This is a genomic window from Klebsiella sp. P1CD1 (genome assembly GCF_003790505.1).
Classification (GTDB): domain Bacteria; phylum Pseudomonadota; class Gammaproteobacteria; order Enterobacterales; family Enterobacteriaceae; genus Klebsiella; species Klebsiella variicola.
Genome location: NZ_CP033631.1, coordinates 169,930 through 186,737 on the forward strand (window position 1 = coordinate 169,930; position 16,808 = coordinate 186,737).

At 57.4% G+C, this 16,808-nt stretch carries 19 protein-coding genes; 8 read left to right on the forward strand and 11 right to left on the reverse strand.

Translation table 11 applies throughout. The annotated features are described in order from the left end of the window. Nucleotides 1-67 precede the first annotated feature (67 nt). Both rph and pyrE read left to right on the forward strand, forming a co-directional pair. Nucleotides 68-784, forward strand: coding sequence for a ribonuclease PH (gene rph, locus DTA24_RS00825; RefSeq protein WP_002922602.1), 717 nt, complete (start codon nt 68-70; stop codon nt 782-784). Nucleotides 785-895: 111 nt separating this feature from the next. Continuing rightward, complete coding sequence (pyrE, locus tag DTA24_RS00830) at nt 896-1,537, forward strand: orotate phosphoribosyltransferase (RefSeq protein WP_008806829.1); 642 nt, start codon at nt 896-898, stop codon at nt 1,535-1,537. A gap of 37 nt (nt 1,538-1,574) precedes the next feature. Here pyrE and DTA24_RS00835 read toward each other — a convergent pair whose 3' ends face one another. The 4 genes from DTA24_RS00835 to coaBC form a co-directional block, all read right to left on the reverse strand. Further along, on the reverse strand, nt 1,575-2,591 hold the full coding sequence (locus tag DTA24_RS00835; RefSeq protein WP_008806830.1) for an SMP-30/gluconolactonase/LRE family protein: 1,017 nt from the start codon (nt 2,589-2,591) through the stop codon (nt 1,575-1,577). 175 nt (nt 2,592-2,766) lie between these two features. Beyond that, nucleotides 2,767-3,363 (reverse strand): nucleoid occlusion factor SlmA, encoded by a 597-nt coding sequence (slmA, locus tag DTA24_RS00840; RefSeq protein ID WP_123836525.1) that lies wholly within the window; start codon nt 3,361-3,363, stop codon nt 2,767-2,769. A gap of 124 nt (nt 3,364-3,487) precedes the next feature. Beyond that, nucleotides 3,488-3,946, reverse strand: coding sequence for a dUTP diphosphatase (gene dut / locus DTA24_RS00845; protein ID WP_012540306.1), 459 nt, complete (start codon nt 3,944-3,946; stop codon nt 3,488-3,490). Then, nucleotides 3,924-5,138 (reverse strand): bifunctional phosphopantothenoylcysteine decarboxylase/phosphopantothenate--cysteine ligase CoaBC, encoded by a 1,215-nt coding sequence (gene coaBC / locus DTA24_RS00850; RefSeq protein ID WP_032691473.1) that lies wholly within the window; start codon nt 5,136-5,138, stop codon nt 3,924-3,926. Before coaBC ends, dut begins: the two co-directional genes overlap by 23 nt. A gap of 172 nt (nt 5,139-5,310) precedes the next feature. Between coaBC and radC the strand changes: the two genes are divergently transcribed. The 4 genes from radC (at nt 5,311) to mutM (ending at nt 7,562) form a co-directional block, all read left to right on the forward strand. Then, the gene (radC, locus tag DTA24_RS00855) at nt 5,311-5,976 is read left to right on the forward strand and encodes a RadC family protein (protein WP_008806834.1); all 666 of its coding nucleotides are present in this window, start codon (nt 5,311-5,313) and stop codon (nt 5,974-5,976) included. A gap of 216 nt (nt 5,977-6,192) precedes the next feature. Further along, complete coding sequence (rpmB, locus tag DTA24_RS00860; protein WP_002436699.1) at nt 6,193-6,429, forward strand: 50S ribosomal protein L28; 237 nt, start codon at nt 6,193-6,195, stop codon at nt 6,427-6,429. A 20-nt stretch (nt 6,430-6,449) separates the two neighbouring features. Next, nucleotides 6,450-6,617: a 50S ribosomal protein L33 gene (gene rpmG, locus DTA24_RS00865; RefSeq protein ID WP_002922510.1), complete on the forward strand. Its 168-nt coding sequence runs from the start codon at nt 6,450-6,452 to the stop codon at nt 6,615-6,617. 135 nt (nt 6,618-6,752) lie between these two features. Continuing rightward, nucleotides 6,753-7,562 (forward strand): bifunctional DNA-formamidopyrimidine glycosylase/DNA-(apurinic or apyrimidinic site) lyase, encoded by an 810-nt coding sequence (mutM, locus tag DTA24_RS00870; protein ID WP_008806835.1) that lies wholly within the window; start codon nt 6,753-6,755, stop codon nt 7,560-7,562. 135 nt (nt 7,563-7,697) lie between these two features. Here the strand turns inward: mutM and coaD are convergent, their stop codons facing one another. The 7 genes from coaD to rfaQ form a co-directional block, all read right to left on the reverse strand. Further along, the gene (gene coaD / locus DTA24_RS00875; protein ID WP_008806836.1) at nt 7,698-8,177 is read right to left on the reverse strand and encodes a pantetheine-phosphate adenylyltransferase; all 480 of its coding nucleotides are present in this window, start codon (nt 8,175-8,177) and stop codon (nt 7,698-7,700) included. A gap of 2 nt (nt 8,178-8,179) precedes the next feature. Next, nucleotides 8,180-8,950, reverse strand: a complete 771-nt coding sequence (locus DTA24_RS00880; RefSeq protein WP_008806837.1) for a glycosyltransferase family 2 protein — start codon at nt 8,948-8,950, stop codon at nt 8,180-8,182. Beyond that, on the reverse strand, nt 8,950-10,224 hold the full coding sequence (gene waaA, locus DTA24_RS00885) for a lipid IV(A) 3-deoxy-D-manno-octulosonic acid transferase (protein ID WP_008806838.1): 1,275 nt from the start codon (nt 10,222-10,224) through the stop codon (nt 8,950-8,952). The genes DTA24_RS00880 and waaA overlap by 1 nt, the downstream gene beginning before the upstream one ends. Before the next feature lie 91 nt (nt 10,225-10,315). Continuing rightward, nucleotides 10,316-11,305 carry a glycosyltransferase gene (locus DTA24_RS00890; RefSeq protein WP_116696406.1) on the reverse strand — a complete coding sequence of 330 codons (990 nt, stop codon included), beginning with the start codon at nt 11,303-11,305 and terminating at the stop codon, nt 10,316-10,318. Between the two features lie 29 nt (nt 11,306-11,334). Next, entirely contained in the window at nt 11,335-12,429 is a 1,095-nt protein-coding gene (locus DTA24_RS00895) for a glycosyltransferase (RefSeq protein ID WP_110242986.1), read from the reverse strand. Between the two features lie 2 nt (nt 12,430-12,431). After that, on the reverse strand, nt 12,432-13,559 hold the full coding sequence (locus tag DTA24_RS00900) for a glycosyltransferase family 4 protein (protein ID WP_123836526.1): 1,128 nt from the start codon (nt 13,557-13,559) through the stop codon (nt 12,432-12,434). Continuing rightward, a complete protein-coding gene (gene rfaQ / locus DTA24_RS00905) occupies nt 13,556-14,632 on the reverse strand; it encodes a putative lipopolysaccharide heptosyltransferase III (protein WP_046882242.1) in 1,077 nt (358 codons plus the stop codon). Before rfaQ ends, DTA24_RS00900 begins: the two co-directional genes overlap by 4 nt. Before the next feature lie 111 nt (nt 14,633-14,743). Between rfaQ and DTA24_RS00910 the strand changes: the two genes are divergently transcribed. Together DTA24_RS00910 and DTA24_RS00915 are read left to right on the forward strand one after the other, a co-directional pair. Beyond that, a complete protein-coding gene (locus DTA24_RS00910; RefSeq protein WP_012540311.1) occupies nt 14,744-15,706 on the forward strand; it encodes a polysaccharide deacetylase family protein in 963 nt (320 codons plus the stop codon). A gap of 18 nt (nt 15,707-15,724) precedes the next feature. Then, a complete protein-coding gene (locus DTA24_RS00915) occupies nt 15,725-16,804 on the forward strand; it encodes a glycosyltransferase family 9 protein (RefSeq protein ID WP_008806844.1) in 1,080 nt (359 codons plus the stop codon). Nucleotides 16,805-16,808: the final 4 nt, after the last annotated feature.

Below are 16,808 nucleotides of genomic sequence, written 5' to 3' on the forward strand. Positions count from 1 at the left end.
CATAGGCTTTTCGCCATGAAATTCGTATAATGCGCCCCACATTCGTTTCAAGCCGGAGATTTCTATCATGCGTCCAGCAGGCCGTAGCGCTAATCAGGTGCGTCCCGTCACCCTGACCCGTAATTACACAAAACACGCTGAAGGCTCCGTGCTGGTCGAATTCGGTGATACCAAAGTGTTGTGCACCGCTTCCATTGACGAAGGCGTTCCGCGTTTCCTGAAAGGACAGGGGCAGGGCTGGATCACCGCTGAATATGGCATGCTGCCGCGCTCAACGCACACGCGTAACGCGCGTGAAGCAGCAAAAGGCAAGCAGGGCGGCCGGACGATGGAAATTCAGCGTCTGATCGCTCGCGCGCTGCGCGCGGCGGTTGACCTGAAAGCGCTGGGTGAATTCACCATCACACTCGACTGCGATGTGCTGCAGGCCGATGGCGGCACCCGTACGGCGTCGATTACCGGGGCCTGCGTGGCGCTGGCCGATGCGCTGAACAAACTGGTGGCAGCCGGCAAGCTGAAAACCAACCCAATGAAGGGGATGGTTGCCGCGGTGTCCGTTGGTATCGTTAACGGCGAAGCCATTTGCGATCTGGAGTACATCGAAGATTCCGCAGCGGAAACCGACATGAACGTGGTGATGACCGAAGATGGCCGCATTATTGAGGTGCAGGGGACGGCAGAAGGCGAGCCGTTCACCCATGAAGAGCTCCTCACTCTCCTGGCGTTAGCCCGAGGGGGGATCGAATCCATCATCACGACGCAGAAGGCGGCGTTAGAAAATTAATGATTAAGGCGACTGAGAAGTCGCCTTTTTTTTGCGCTTCATCCTTCATTACACCTGCGAAGGATGAGCGCGTAGTCTGACAATGATGAAAGTACCAAAAGGAGCGAATCCATGAAGCCGTATCAGCGCCAGTTTATTGAGTTTGCGCTTAGCAAGCAGGTTCTTAAGTTTGGCGAGTTCACGCTGAAATCCGGGCGCAAGAGCCCCTATTTCTTCAACGCCGGCCTGTTTAACACCGGGCGCGATCTGGCACTGCTGGGCCGTTTTTATGCCGAGGCGCTGGTGGATTCCGGGATTGAGTTCGACCTGCTGTTTGGCCCGGCCTATAAAGGTATTCCGATCGCCACCACCACCGCGGTGGCGTTAGCTGAGCATCATGACCGCGATCTGCCTTACTGCTTTAACCGCAAAGAGGCAAAAACCCACGGCGAAGGCGGCAACCTGGTCGGTAGCCCGCTGCAGGGGCGTGTGATGCTGGTGGATGACGTGATCACCGCCGGTACGGCGATCCGCGAATCCATGGAGATTATCCAGGCCCAGGGCGCCCAGCTGGCGGGCGTACTGATCTCCCTGGATCGTCAGGAGCGCGGCCGCGGCGAGATTTCCGCTATTCAGGAAGTGGAGCGGGATTACGGCTGCCAGGTTATCTCAATCATCACTCTGAAAGAGCTGATTGCTTATCTGGAAGAGAAACCCGAGATGGCGGAATATCTGGCGTCAGTTCGTGCCTATCGTGAAGCCTACGGCATCTGATGATGCATCCGGCAGCCTCGGCTGCCGGATATTTCCTCTATACCAGCTTAGCGCCCTGCGCATTGACGTACAGCGAATAGATTGACGTACTGGACGCCATAAACAGCCGATTGCGCTGTTCGCCGCCAAAACACAAGTTCGCGCAGCGCTCCGGCAGTTGAATGGTGCCGATATGCTTACCCTGAGGGTTAAAGATCCGCACGCCGTCGAGTTCTTCGTTTCCGCTTCCCCATCCGCACCACAGATTGCCGTCTGCGTCGCAGGCGATCCCATCGGCGGTACCGTTGCCACAGTCGAGATACACCCGTTTATTTTTCAGCGTATTGCCTTCCACGTCCCACGCCAGAATTAAGCGGTTCGGTGTCGCCCGGCTTTCCACCACGTACAGGGTCTTTTCGTCCGGCGAGAAACACAAACCATTTGGCCCTTTTATGTCGCCCAATACCACGCTTAGTTTGCGGCTTTCCGGCTCCAGGCAATAGACGTTTTGCGGCAATTCTGGCGTTGCTTTGTGGCCTTCGTAAAAGCCGCTGATGCCAAATGGCGGGTCGGTAAACCAGATGGTACCGTCTGACTTCACAACGATATCGTTTGGGGAATTGAGGCGCTTACCTTGGTAGCTATCGGCCAGTACGGTGACAGATCCATCGTATTCGGTACGCGTAATGCGGCGGGTGTCGTGCTCGCAACTGATTAAGCGCCCCTGTCTGTCGCGGGCGTGGCCATTGCTATAATTGGCCGGGTAGCGAAAGACGCTGGTTTCTCCACTGATTTCATCCCAGCGCATGATGGCGTTATTCGGAATGTCGCTCCACAGCAGCATTCGCATGTCGCCGAACCAGACCGGGCCTTCCGCCCAACGGAAGCCGCTGGCGATGCGTTCAACCTTTGCGCTGGCAAGCATATAGCGACGAAAGCTGTCATCGACGGCCACGATGCGTGGGTCAGGATAGCGTTCAGAAGGGGCCCATGCTGCGAAGCTTTTTTGACTGACTAGTAGCGATGCGGTTGCCAACCCGCCTATCTTCAATAAATCCCGCCGTGACGTCGCCATCAAATCTCTCCTTGTCGGGTGGTGTTGGGGGAGGGTGAAACGATCAGCAAGCTGGATAGTAGGAAAGGAAAGCGGAAACGCGCATTGGGCAATTCAACCAATGGCCCTGGGATTTGCAACAAACTTACGCAGATTGCGAGGAGAATCATGCAGCCTGGCGGCTGCATGTGAGGATTTACTGCAGCTGTGCGGCGACCAGCGGCCAGCGGGCCTCGAAATCATCCGTCGGACGATATTTGAACTCGCTGCGCACAAAGCGCGACAGCATACCCTCGCAGAAGGCCAGCAGCTGGCTGGCCAGCAGGGTTTCGTCGAGGGTGTAGCCTTCGCCTTCACGCATTTTTTTCTCGCGCATCACCTGACGCAGCTGCACTTCGATGCGCTCAAAAAGCTGGTTGATGCGGCCCTGTAGCCGGTCCTGTTCGAACATTAGCGCGTGCCCGGTGAGGATACGCGTCAGCCCAGGATTACGCTCGCCAAACCCAAGAATCAACAGAACGATCAGGCGCAGGCGCGCGGTGGTGTCCTTTTCATCTTTCAAAATCAAATTGATGCGCGTAATCAGACTGTCTTCAATGAACTCGATCAGGCTGTCAAACATGCGGGTTTTGCTGGGAAAATGGCGATACAGCGCGGCTTCGGTGACGCCGACGGAAGCCGCCAGTTTCGCGGTGGTAATACGTTGACTACCATCGCTGGATTCCAGCATGAGCGCCAGAGATTGAAGTATTTCTTCGCGACGATTCCGTTTCGCAGTTTGCTTTTCTGCCATGTTTTAAAATACCCCTGAAAATAAGCACTTGTCAGGCAGACATCCACAACGCGACCGCAAACCGGAGTTTGCGGTGATGTTATTGCGTTATGCGCGTTGGGATGCAGGTTCCGTGTTGCTGGGCTTATTTACGCCCTGAGTGACCGAAGCCGCCTTCGCCGCGGTCGGTGGCGTCAAACTCTTCCACCAGGTTAAATTCCGCCTGCACGACCGGCACAAAGACCATCTGCGCGATACGTTCGCCCGGCTCGATAATAAAGCTCTGCTGACCGCGGTTCCAGACGGACACCATCAGTTGCCCCTGGTAATCGGAGTCGATGAGGCCCACCAGATTGCCCAGTACTACGCCATGCTTATGGCCCAGGCCGGAGCGTGGCAGAATTACCGCCGCCAGAGAGGGATCGGCGATATGAATCGCAAGGCCCGTCGGCAACAGCGTGGTTGCACCCGGCGCCAGCTCTACGGCGTCGTCGAGACAGGCTCGCAGGTCAAGTCCGGCGGAGCCGGAGGTGGCATAGGTCGGCAGCGGAAATTGCTGGCCGACACGCGGGTCCAGAATCTTAACGTCGATTTTTTTCATCATAACGGGTCACGATCTCGTCGAGTAATAATTGGCCCAGGAGTTCCTTGCGCTCAAGTGGTAAGCGCTTTTCCCCATCCTGCCAGAAAAGGTGTAATGCGTTGTTATCGCTATTAAAGCCCTGATCAGGCTGAGAAACATCGTTAGCGCAAATCAGGTCGAGGTTTTTGCGGGCACGTTTTTGCCGCGCATATTCTTCCACATTATTCGTTTCGGCGGCAAACCCAACGACGTAAGGGCGATGGGCTTTTAGCGCCGCAACCCCGGCCACGATATCCGGGTTTTTAATCATTTTTATTGTTAATTCATCACCTTGTTTTTTAATTTTATCTTCGGCGATGACGGCGGCGCGGTAATCCGCCACCGCGGCGCAGCCAATAAAAATATGCTGCTGCTGAGCGCCGGCCTGGACGGCGGCTTCCATTTCCAGTGCGGTAGTGACATCAATGCGCTGAACAAACGGCGGTGTCGGTAGTGATACCGGGCCGCTGACCAGGGTCACGTTCGCGCCCCGCTGCGCGGCGGCGGCGGCAATCGCGAAGCCCATTTTGCCTGAGCTGTGGTTGCTGATGTAACGCACCGGATCCAACGGCTCACGGGTCGGGCCCGCGGTAATCATGAGGTTGAGATGTTGCAAATCTTTGACAGGGGAGGCGAAATGCTGCGCGGCCATCTCCACGATGGTTAACGGATCGAGCATTCTCCCCGGGCCGACGTCGCCGCAGGCCTGGCTGCCGCTGTCCGGTCCCCACAGCAGCAGGCCGCGGGAAGCCAGCGTCTGCAGATTCTGCTGGGTGGCCTGCGCGCGATACATCTGCTGGTTCATGGCGGGCACCACGGCAACCGGGGAAGGGGTGGCAAGACAGATCGTCGACACCAGGTCGTTGGCCATGCCGGCCGCCACGCGGGCGATTAAATCAGCGGTTGCCGGGGCGAGGATCACCAGGTCGGCCCATTTCCCGAGCTCAATATGGCCCATGGCCGCTTCCGCCGCCGGATCGAGCAGGCTGTCGGAAACCGGATAGCCGGATACCGCCTGCAGGCTGAGTGGGGTGATGAACGCTTTTGCCGCCTCCGTCATCGCGACACGCACCTCCGCGCCGCGTTCGCGCAGTCGGCGCACCAGTTCCGGGGTTTTATACGCCGCGATACCGCCGCTGACGCCCAGGACGATTTTTTTACCCGCCAGAGTCATCATGATGTCTTCCTGTTGCCGTAGACCAGAATCCGCGCATCTTATCACAATCCTGTCGTCGTCGTGCCTCTGGCGGGCATTCACTTTGCGAGCGGCTACGCAGGGTGAAAAGCCGCGGGTCGGCAGCGCCGTCAGGCTGTGCCAGGATAGGCAAATTCACCCAGGAGGGCGCATGGACGAAACGGAAAATCTGATGCCACGAGAGAAGATGTTGCAGTACGGCATCGAAGCGCTAACGGATGTTGAGCTGCTGGCGCTGTTTCTGCGCGTCGGCACGCGTCGTCAGGATGTGCTCGGCTATGCGCAGGCGTTACTGCAGCGTTTTGGCTCGCTCTACGCTCTGCTTTCCGCGGATAAAGCGCAGCTGATTGCCGTGGATGGACTGGGGCTGGCGAAATATGCGCAACTGAAGGGTATTGCCGAGCTGGCGCGACGCTATTTTAGCTCACAGCTGGTCGAGGAGGCTGCGCTGGTCAGTCCCTCGACGACGCGGGAATTTTTACAAAGCCAGCTTACGGAAGAAGAGCGCGAGATCTTTATGGTGATCTTTTTAGATAATCAGAACCGGGTGTTGAAACATAGTCGCCTTTTTTCTGGTACTCTTAGCCACGTTGAGGTGCATCCGCGAGAAATTGTACGCGAAGCCATCAAAGTGAACGCTGCCGCCGTGATCCTTGCGCATAATCATCCCTCCGGTAGTCCGGAGCCGAGCCAGGCAGACAGGCTGATTACCGAAAGGGTGGTAAAATGTTGTCGATTCATGGAGATACGCGTGCTTGACCATCTGGTTATCGGCCGCGGTGCGTATGTATCTTTTGCCGAGCGTGGCTGGATTTAGCCCCGAACTGGCGATCCTTCGGGATCTTTGTCTGTTCGGGACTTGAGCACATCGCCGAGTCAGCGTATACTACGCCACCTTTGAGAATCTCGGGTTTGGCATTTGGGCCTGGCAGTCGAGAGTTCACATTGAACTGCGATGACCAGGCTGTAAAGCCTGACGAGGCGCCAATACCCCATACGAAGCTCGAGCTAATTTGATTTTTGGAGAATAGACATGTCCCGAGTCTGCCAAGTTACTGGCAAGCGTCCGGTGACCGGTAACAACCGTTCCCACGCACTGAACGCGACTAAACGCCGTTTCCTGCCGAACCTGCACTCTCACCGTTTCTGGGTTGAGAGCGAGAAGCGTTTTGTCACCCTGCGCGTATCTGCTAAAGGTATGCGTGTAATCGATAAGAAAGGCATCGATACAGTTCTGTCTGAACTGCGTGCCCGTGGCGAAAAGTACTAAGTACTTAGAGGAAATAAATCATGGCTAAAGGTATTCGTGAGAAAATCAAGCTGGTTTCTTCCGCTGGTACTGGTCACTTCTATACCACCACGAAGAACAAGCGTACCAAACCGGAAAAAATGGAACTGAAAAAGTACGATCCGGTTGTACGTCAGCACGTTATCTACAAAGAAGCTAAAATCAAATAATTTTAGCCTCCTTGTATAAAAACCCCGCTTCGGCGGGGTTTTTTGTTTTTAAAACTCCCCCATATTGCTTTCACATACTCCCTTTTCAGTCACCTGTCCGTGAAGCACAATACGTCGGGTAAATGGAGGAAAATCATGCCTGAATTACCAGAGGTTGAAACCAGCCGCCGCGGCATCGAGCCGCACCTGGTTGGCGCAACTATTCTGCACGCCATTGTGCGCAATGGACGGCTGCGCTGGCCGGTTTCCGAAGAGATTTATCGCCTGAGCGACGTTCCGGTACTCAGCGTGCGGCGTCGTGCCAAATACCTGCTTCTGGAACTGCCGGACGGCTGGATCATCGTTCATCTCGGGATGTCGGGAAGCCTGCGTATCCTGAGCGAAGAGCTACCGGCCGAAAAACACGATCACGTTGACCTGGTCATGAGTAATGGCAAGGTGCTGCGCTATACCGATCCGCGCCGCTTTGGCGCCTGGCTGTGGACCAAAACGCTGGAAGACCATCCGGTACTGGCCCACCTTGGCCCGGAGCCGCTCAGCGATGAATTTAACGCCGACTATCTTCAGCAGAAATGCGCGAAGAAAAAAACTGCGATCAAACCCTGGCTGATGGATAACAAGCTGGTGGTAGGGGTCGGCAATATCTACGCCAGCGAGTCGCTGTTCTCGGCCGGGATCCATCCCGACAGGTTGGCTTCTTCACTGTCGCGGGAAGAGTGTGAGCAGCTGGTGAAAGTGATTAAGCTGGTCCTGCTGCGTTCGATAGAGCAGGGCGGCACCACGCTGAAGGATTTCCTGCAAAGCGATGGCAAGCCGGGCTATTTTGCCCAGGAGCTGCAGGTCTATGGCCGCAAGGGCGAACCGTGCCGGATCTGCGGCACGCCGGTTGTCGGGACCAAACATGCCCAGCGGGCGACCTTTTATTGCCGTCAGTGCCAGAAGTAGTTCTCAGGAACAGGAACGTTTGTAGGCCAGGTCAGCGTAGCGCCACCTGGCACAAAGACCGGGACAGAGCCGGTGTGGATGGGCGGCGCAGTGCAGCGCCAGCCTGCGTGGCTCATGCCCCAGCAGATAGATGCGTTACTTCAGCTTATTCAACAGCGCCTGGTGGACGTTAGCTGGCAGGAAATGAGAAACGTCGCCCTGGTGACGCGCCACTTCCTTCACCAGTGAGGAAGAGATAAATGACCACTCTTTGCACGGCATCAGGAACACGCTCTCAAGGGTGGGCATCAGGTGGCGGTTCATGTGGGCCAGCTGCATCTCATACTCGAAATCCGCCACCGCCCGCAGGCCGCGAATTAAAATATTGGCCTGCTGCGCGCGGGCGAAACTGGCCATCAGGTCGCTAAAGCCGATAACCTCCACGTTAACCAGATGCGCTGTTGCCTGAGTGGCCAGCGCGATACGCTCGTCGAGGGTAAACATCGGCTTTTTGCTCGGGCTCGCGGCGATAGCCAGCACCACTTTATCGAACATGCTCGCCGCGCGGGTGACAATGTCGATATGACCGTTGGTGATGGGATCAAAGGTACCCGGATAGATCGCTTTTGTGCTCATGATTACCCTTTCTCCGAGTAGCCGTGGCTCAGCGCCCACAGCTCGGTATATTTCGTAAACGTATACTGCGCGTTGACCATCGCCAGTAACCAGCCCTGCTTACCGTCCAGCACCCCACCGCGCAGCAGCAGCGTTTTCAGGAACGCGCCCAGGGTATGGCTGAAAATGCCCGCCATCGAGGTCTTCTTGCCCTTGCGGTGGCGCTCAAGCGCCCACGCGGCAGCATACGCCAGCTGTTTTTGCTGGAAGCCAGCGAAGTCGCGGCAGGTCAGATGCAGGAGATCGCCGGTTAGCGGAATGACCTCAGCGCCCAGGCTATCCAGCGATTCATGGACCAGATTATCGTTATAGCGGTAACGGGCGCGTTCGTACAGGCGCAGCACGCGATCGGGATACCAACCGCTGTGGCGCATAAAGCGTCCGAGAAAGTAGTTGCGACGAGCGATGCTGTAGATAGCGCCGCGCTGCGGCGCTGCCAGCACCTTAAGAATAGCCTGCCTGAGTTCTGGCGTGACGCGCTCATCGGTATCGATCATCAACACCCAGTCGCCGGTGGCATAGTCCTGCGCGCGCTGGCGCTGAATACCATAGCCTCGCCAGTCGGTATGGGTATAGACCTGGGCGCCGAGGCGGCGGGCCAGCTCGACGGTGTTGTCGGTACTGCCAGAGTCGAGGACGATGATTTCATCTGCCCAGCTAACGGAGTCCAGACAATCCGGCAGCAGGTCCGCTGCATCTTTGGCGATCATCACCACGGAAAGCCGGTTCGACATTAATGACTCCGTTGCGGCATGTAAGGTTGCAGTAACTTGAGCAGACGCGACAGCGCGCCCTGGTTCTGGTGCAGCACTTCCACCGCGTGACGGCCATACCACAGGCGGTAGTCTTCATCGGTCAGGAGCGTGGACACTTCCCTGACCAGCGAGTCGGCGTCGGTGACCGTGATCAGGCCATCATCCTGCTGCAGCTTGGCGCAGATATCTTTGAAGTTGAAGGTATGCGGCCCCATCAGCACCGGAATGGCATGCGCCGCCGGCTCGAGCGGGTTATGGCCGCCGCGCTCCACCAGGCTGCCGCCAACGAAGGCGAGGTCGGCAATGCCGTAGAGCAGCATCAGTTCACCCATGGTATCGCCAATCACCACCTGGGTACTGGAGGAGGGGATCTCGCCGGTGCTGCGCAGAGTAAAGCTCATTCCGGCCTTTTGCACCATCTCACGCGCGTCGGGGAAGCGCTCCGGATGCCGGGGAACGAGGATCAGCAGCAGGTTCGGGAAGGTCTCCAGCAGTTTTTTATGCGCCTGCAGGATGATTTGTTCTTCGCCGTCGTGAGTGCTGGTGGCAATCCAGACCTTGCGGTGCGGCGCCCATTGGCGGCGCAGCGTAATCGCGCGGGCCGCCAGCTCCGGGGTGACGGAGATATCGAATTTCAGACTTCCGGTGACCGCCAGCTGGTTGCGCTTCAGTCCGAGAGCAAGGAAGCGGTTGCCATCCTCTTCATTCTGCGCGGCGATAAGCGTAATACGGCTTAACAGACGGCGCATAAAACCGCCCAGTTTGGCATAGCCTTTGGCGGAACGTTCAGAAAGGCGGGCGTTGGCGATCACCAGCGGGATCTTACGCTTATGCAGCGCGGCCACCATATTCGGCCATAGCTCGGTTTCCATCACGATAACCAGCTTCGGCTGAACGGTATTCAGGAAGCGGTTCATGGCGCCGGGCAGATCGTAGGGCAGATAGACGTGATGGACATCTTTGCCGAACGCCGACATGGCGCGCTCGGAGCCGGTCGGCGTCATGGTGGTGACAGTGATCGGCATCGAAGGGTAGCGGTGGCGCAGAGCGCGAACCAGCGGAATGGCGGCCAGGGTTTCTCCGACGGAAACGGAGTGCAGCAGAATGCCATCCGGCTCTACCTTGTTCTGACAGAAGCCATAGCGTTCCGCCCAGCGTTTACGATAGGCAGGAGCCTTACGACTGCGCAGCAGCAGCCGCAGCCACACCAGCGGCTGAATAAGGTAAAGTAGGGTGGTATAAAGCAATTCCAAACTATTTATCCGTTCTCTGTTTTGGCGGGCAAATTCTAAGCATTTAGCCCGCGTAAAGCTATCTCTTTGGCGGAAACAGCGGGTTTTTGGTCTATACCGCGTGGCGATAACGCTTAATACGCAGATAACGGCGTCCCAGGCGCCAGCGTAAACGGAAAGTACAGGCGTTTTTCCAGATTAACCGCCAGATACCGCGGTCGAAGAATTCGTTAATAATAACATGCTTTTTCGACTCATCTTTCATGCTGTCGAAGGTGTGGATGATCCCCAGGCCTTCTTTGGCGATCTGCCAGCGACAGGCGGCGATATGGCGCACTTTATCCGGGTAGCGCTGGTTGATCGCCTCCAGCATCTCCAGAATCTTCATATAGTGGCGCGCCGAACGCATCAGCGTGTCGTCGTTGTCCGGCTTATGCGACACCGACTCAGAGTGGATGTAGTAATCATAGAACTGCTGGCTGGTGTACTGCACGCGCTCCGCGGCCAGCAGCGCCTCTGTTGTCCACGGGATATCCTGATGGCGCAGGCCGGGCTCGAAATGGAAGTGGTGCTGGCGGATAAAGTCGTGGTGATAGATGTTGAGCCAGGTGACGTGCAGAAACTTCCGCGAGTCCAGGGCCTGCTTGAGCCAGACATGGCCCGGCAGCACGCCGGTCGAGGGCAGGCGATCCAGCGGGAAGATCGGGTGGCTCTCGCGGCGCTTTTCATACACGTAGGTGCCGTTGCAGGTCGCGATATCGAGATGTTCTTTCTCGGCCATCTCCAGCAGCGTGCGATACATGCCCGGATAGAGTTTGTCGTCGATATCCGGAAACGCCAGATATTTGCCGCTGGCGGCGGCGAGGCCGGTATTGCGCGCGACCGAGACGCCCTGGTTTTCCTGCTCCAGTACCTGGACGTTCTGCAGCCGATCCCGCCATTCGGCGATCACCGCCAGGCTGTTGTCCGTCGAACCATCGTTCACCAGGATCAGTTCATAGCTTTCCAGCTGCTGCTGTTCAAGGCACTCAAAGAACTGCGCAAGAAATTTCTCACCGTTGTAGACGGCAGCCACGATGCTCAATAAAGGCGTTTGACTCATAAATCTTCGATCCTGGTTAACTAACGGCGTCAGGTGCGCTGCAGCTGACGGTACTGCTGACAAATGGACACGACGCTGAATTTTTCCAGCGCGGCGTCGTCGATAGTCGGCGGGTTATGGTAAATGCTTTGCATCGTCTGAGCCAGCGCCGGACTGGTCAGATCCGCCAGACCGCGGGCAAGTTCGCCGGTGAGGATCTCGGTGACGCCGCCGGGGCAGCGGGTGCTGGCAACCGGCGTATGCAACAGCAGCGCTTCCACCACCACATTGCCGAATCCTTCGCTATCGGAGCTTAAAACCAGCATCCGTGCGCCTTTGATCCACGGTAAGGGGTTTTTCTGAAAACCCTTGAACCACACCCGATCGTCAACCTGCAGCGTTTTGGCCAGCTGGCGCAGGCGCTGCTCTTGCTCCGGTTTTCCCTGGCCTAACAGCACCAGCGGCGCGTCAATGCCGCTTTGCGCATAGGCTTCAAGCAGGCGGTCGTGGCGTTTGCCTGGATGGAAGCGGCCGACGTGAATCAGATAGTCACCGGCCGGTCGCTCACTGTCGGCTTCCGCCTCGGCGCGCAGAGTGGCGATATCGAAGGGGTTGTAGATGGTTTTCAGCTGTGCCGGACGCAGGGCGAAGGCTTCCACCAGATCGCGTCCCACGGCGTCGGAAACCGCCACCACGTTGCGACCCTGGTAAATTCGCTTAATTTTCTGCTGCTTCATCCAGAGGTCAAAGCCGGTGCGGTGCCCGAGATAGGAGGCAGAGAATACGCCGTGCAGGCAGAACCAGACGTTACGCTCGCGCAGCGCCCGGCTGCGGGCGACGATGCGGTCGGTTTTGTGCAGGTTGGAAAGTACAAGGTCAAATTGCCCCTGCTGTTCGGCCCGGATGACCGCGGCGTCCAGCTGGCGGGCGCGGCGGGACAGCTCGGTCAGCTTGCGCCACGGTTTACGGCAGCGATCGGCCACCACCTGATAGTCGAGACCCTCGGGCAACGGATACTCGCAGACATCGCGCAGCGAAATGAGCGACACCCGATCGCCGTCGCGCAGGAACTGTGCCGCTAGGGTCAGGACCACTTTTTCCGCGCCGCCGCCGGGTAAACCGTCAATCACAAATAAGATGCGCATCGTTATTTCACCAGATCCTGATAAAGAGAAAGCAGCTGGGTTGAGAGTCGCTCGCTGGTGCAGGCCATGATGCGCTTGCGGGCGTGACCGCCTTGCGCAGAGCCCAGCGCGCGCGGCGGCAGAGCCATCACCGCCTGCTGCAGCGCCGGGATATCCAGGGCGTCGCAGACGTAACCGTTGTGGCCGTCGACGATAAACTCCGCCCCGCCGCAGCCGGTGGTGGTGATCACCGGCAGACCGCAGGCCATCGCTTCGAGAATGACGTTGGGGAACGGATCGTAGAGGGTGGGCAGCAGCAGACCATCGGCCATCTGATAGAAGGGCAGCGTCTCCGACTGCATGCCGAAGAAGCGCACCCGCGCTTCGCAGCCGAGACTCTTCGCCAGCGCCTGATAGCGCGGCTGATCCTTATCTTTGCCAACCACCAGCAGATAGCGATTGGTGGGGGCGATGGCGCGGATTGCCGCCGCCAGTCCCTTGCGCTCAAAGCCGGAGCCGACGTAGATCAGGCAGGTTGCCTGCAGCGGTAGCTGCCATTTGGCGCGTAAGGCGGCAAAGGTCTCTTCGCCCGGCGGCAGGAAGCGCTGGTTATCAATGGCGTTGTAAATAACGTGGATCTTCTCCGCCGGCAGGCCAAAGTCTTCGATGATCTCGCGCTTGATCATCTCGGCGTTGCAGATCACCCCGCGCAGGTGTGAGTCTTCATACATCTCGCGCTCCGCCTGCATGACGTAGCGGTGGTAACGGTCGGCGAACAGCAGGCGGCTTTTCCAGGCCGGTAAAATGCGCGAGCGCTGCTGCAGCCAGCGGCGATGAACGCCATCGCCAGCGCGGTAGAGATCGCAGCCGGGAATACGTTCATGGCTCTGCACCAGGTCAAAAGACTCACGCTGCCAGAGCGCGCGCGCGGCGTTGGCAAAGCCGCGCTCGCGGCTGATGCGCCCCCATTTACGTGGGTTACAGATATGGATCTGCCAGTCCGGTTTCACCGGCCCCTGCCATTCGCGGGTGATGACGTTCAGCTGCAGATGACTGCTGTCGAGGGCTTCCAGCGCGCGGGAGACAAACCGTTCTGCGCCGCCGTCCGGGCGGTACTTCTGCCGCACCAGAGCCAGCCTGAATTTACTCATGCCAGTACCTTTTTCGCCGCCGCGATCACGGCGTCGGTAGGAATTAAATCGAGATAACGTTCTTCGGTGTTGGTGTTGATGGCGTCCGGATCGGGCAGTGGACCGAAGTCGCCGGCCCAGATCACCTCGCCTTTCGCCTGCCACGGACGCCAGAAAGTTAGCTTCGAGGGGCCGAACAGGGCGACCAGCGGAGTGCCGAGCGCCGCAGCCATATGCATCGGCACCGAGTCGACGCCGACAAATAGGCGGGCGTGATCGATCACCGCCGCCAGCTGGCGCAGCGTTAACTGGCCGGCTAAAGAGTGCAGACGCGCCTGCGGGCAGCCGGCGATGATGGTGTCCACCATCTTCTTCTCTCGATCGTCGGGGCCGGAGGTGAGCACCACCGCGTACCCCTCGGCGGACAGCGCGTTGATCAGGGCGCTCATACGATCTTCGCGCCAGCATTTAAAAAACCAGCGCGACGTTGGCTGGATGACGATGTAGTTTTCCCGGAACTCCTCCGGCAGCAGGGCGCGGCTGGTGGCCCAGTCTGCTTCGCTGTAGCCCATCCGCGCCGGCGCGTCGTTCAACGGGAGACCGAGCGGAGCGAGAATAGAGAGATTCTGCTGTACCGTATGCAGCTGGTTGTGCTGTTGGGTGGAGGCCAGCGCGGTGTGGCAATAGCGCCAGACCGGGTGGCGGCGCTTCGGAAAATCAAAACCAATCCGCGTCGCGGCGCCGGTCAGTTTGCTGATAATCGCGCTCGGCCACTGGTCAGCAAGGTTAAGCACCATATCGTATCGCTGCTGACGCAGCGTCTGAATGAGCTGCCATTGCATCTTCAACTGATGCCTTTTTCCCTGCTTTTTCCAGCGGCGATCGAGACCATAAATATGATGGATATCGGGGTTGGCGGCGAGCATATCCCGGGTCTCTTCATACAGCAGCACATCCACGCTGGCGGCGGGATACTGCTGTTTCAGCGCGTGAATAAGCGGCGTGATCAACAGCATGTCGCCATGATGGCGCAGCTTAATGACCAGGATCCGCGCCGGGTTCAACGGGCCGCGGGAGAGGGTTTCAGGCGTCATACTCTGTTCTTCATCCAGGATAAGGGTTCCGATTCTAGGGGATCAGACAGATTGAGAGAAGCGTTGTATTGCTCTACCATGACCCGATACGTATGGCCTGAGGACGTTTTCGTGCACAATCCCGCATTTCTCATCACGATTGATACAGAGGGCGATAACCTCTGGCAAAAACATGACAGCATCACCACCGAGAATGCGCGTTATCTCCCGCGTTTTCAGCAGCTTTGCGAAAAGTATGGCTTTAAACCGGTCTATTTGACCAACTATGAAATGGCCATCGACCCCTTTTATATCGAATTCGCCAGAGACGTGATTGCCCGCGGCACCGCGGAAGTCGGCATGCATCTGCATGCGTGGAACAGCCCGCCGACCGAGCCGCTGACCGCCGATGACTGGCGGCATAAGCCTTATCTCATTGAATACAGCGATGCCATGATGCGTGAGAAGGTCGACTATATGACGCATCTGCTGGAGGATACTTTCCAGACCAAAATGGTCAGCCATCGCGCCGGGCGCTGGGCCTTTGACGAGCGCTATGCGCGTCTGCTGGTGGAGCACGGTTATCAGGTGGATTGCTCGGTGACCCCGCGGGTGAACTGGAAGACCGCCAAGGGAGCGCCGCAGGGCGATGGCGGGACCGATTATCGCCGCTTCCCGCAGCATGCCTATTTTCTCGATGAAAATGATATCAGCCGCGAAGGCCACTCTCCGCTGCTGGAAGTGCCGATGAGCATTCAGTACAAGCACTCAGCGTGGATGAACAGCGTGAAGCAGGGCTACGATCGCCTGCGGGGTAAAGTGCGTTCCCCCTCCGTACACTGGCTGCGTCCGATGGGCGGCAACGTGGAGACGATGAAAAAAGTCGTCGAACAAACGTTGACGCAGGGCAATGACTACGTGGAATATATGCTCCACTCTTCAGAGTATATGCCCGGCGGCAGCCCCACGTTCCAGAATGAACGGGATATTGAGCGTTTATACGCTGACCTTGAAGCCTTTTTTAGCTGGCTGGCGCCGCAGGTGAAGGGCATGACGTTGGCAGAATATTACCAGCGGAAAATCACACAGCGCTAACACAGCTCAAGGTACCGTATGCGTATCCTTAAACAATTAACGCGGAAAAAGAATGCTTTTTTCCGCGGCATTAAATTTAATTTAATTAACTATCGATACAGAAATAAGCCGGCGCGTAAAGCCTTCGACCCAGCGGCTGTCCGCCGCGTACTGCTATTGCGCCTGGACGATAAAGTCGGGGATATGGTGGTCACGACCGGCTGCGCCAGAATACTGGCCGAACGGGGATATCAGGTTTCGGTGTTAACCGGACCAATATGCTGCGAAATATTAGCAGGCTCAGAATTCATTCAGCAAGTATATTTATATCGGCCGCGCATGTCCTTAAATACGTTGCGGGCGGTAGGTTTTGATGCAGTTATCGATTTTGATGACGTCACCAGCTATGAACGCTTTAAATTACTCGCCGATTTACGGGCGGCCAGCGTGATTGGTTTTAATAAAGATCAATATAAACTTTACGATCATTCGATCGCTTTTTTTGACAGCAACAGCCATATTTCCCAGCGCTATAAACAGGTGGTGAAACTGTTTGGCATCGTTGACGACCACCCGTATCACTATCATCTCCCCGGCTGCCGCCATGAGCGGGAGAAAGTGGCTCGCTTGCTTTCCCAGGCCGGAGAGGTCGAACTGCGTATCGCCATTAACCCTTTTACCGCGTCCGAGGATAAAGACTTCTGTCGTCACCAGGTGGCGACCCTGGTCGAGCGGTTACGCGCCCTACCTTACCGGGTCTGTATCGTGATGGTGGGGCGTAGTGAGAAAATCCGCCAGCTGGGGCTGGATATGGCGCTGTATATCGCCGACAGTACCATCAACTCCGCCGTCGAAGTGATCCGCAGCTGTGATTTAGTCATTACGCCAGACACCTCGATCGTGCATATCGCCCGGGCCTTCGATAAACCGATGGTGGCGGTCTATAACAAGCGCAAACTCAAGGATACCGGGCTGCCCGGCTATCACATCTGGGCGCCGGGCTATGACAAGGCGAAACAGATCGTCTGTGAAGAAGCGAATGTCGCCGATGTGGCGATTGAGTCAGTGTGGCCCGTGATTAAAGAGCAGGCCGACCGGCTGGTCGCCGCCCGCAGTTGATTTA